The sequence below is a fragment of the Bradyrhizobium sp. Leo170 genome (assembly GCF_004296405.1).
Taxonomy (GTDB): domain Bacteria; phylum Pseudomonadota; class Alphaproteobacteria; order Rhizobiales; family Xanthobacteraceae; genus Bradyrhizobium.
In genome coordinates this window covers 1-720 of the sequence record NZ_PSRR01000818.1, presented here as the reverse complement: position 1 = coordinate 720, position 720 = coordinate 1, and the positions used below count along the sequence as shown (strand labels likewise).

The following is a 720-nucleotide window of genomic DNA, read 5'->3' as shown; positions in this document are numbered from 1 at the left end:
TGCAACCGGCACCCGGCTTTCCCTGCGCCCTCTGCTGATTGAGAGGGTGAAACGAGACGCAAAGCTCGGGCGTAACGTGCCGCGAGAATGCCGCGAGAATGCGGACGCATATCTTCTCTCCAACTCCATCGTCATGCCCCGCGAAGGCGGGGGGGGGGATGGATTCACGATTGAAGTGCAACGGTTGATTTGAGGTCGGAGAATGCCTCGGCGGGTGTTTTGAAGTCCAGACATTTGCGTGGGGTGTTGTTGAGGCGGAGAACATGCCGCCTGAGATCGGCTGCCGTGATGAGGTTGAGGTCAGCTTTGCGCGGCAGGAACCGTCGTAGTCGTCCGATCGCGTTTTCCACGCCGCCCTTTTGCCAGGGACTATGGGGGTCGCAGAAGAAGGTCTGGAGGCCGAGGGTTTGGTGAAGCCTGTGATGCTCGGCGAACTCGTTCCCGTTGTCGAAGCTGATGGTTTTGCGCATCGCCCCTGGAAATCTGCCGAGCTGACGCGTGATGGTCCGAGCGGTGAGGACGGCTTTTCGATCGCGTGGGCGGTGAACGATATTGAAGCGGGTTTGTCGTTCGTGGAGAACCAGCAAGCCTTGGCCACATCGGGCGAACAGCATGAAGTCGGCTTCCCAATGGCCCGGCGTTCCGCGACCTTCAGCCTCGGCGGGTCGCTCGGCGATCGCGCGCCGGTGCTTGATGACGCTGATGCGGCTGCGTCCGCGT

Annotated in this window: 2 protein-coding genes; one reads left to right on the top strand and one right to left on the bottom strand. The window is 61.2% G+C overall.

What is annotated here, in order from left to right; genetic code table 11:
- Positions 1–193: hypothetical protein (locus CWO89_RS47430; protein WP_207234726.1), on the top strand; the 193-nt coding region annotated here is incomplete at its 5' end.
- On the opposite strand, the gene CWO89_RS44895 is transcribed toward CWO89_RS47430, so the two are convergent.
- Positions 165–720, bottom strand: a 556-nt coding sequence (locus CWO89_RS44895) for an IS30 family transposase (RefSeq protein ID WP_130584464.1), incomplete at its 5' end; no start/stop codon positions are given. The genes CWO89_RS47430 and CWO89_RS44895 overlap by 29 nt on opposite strands.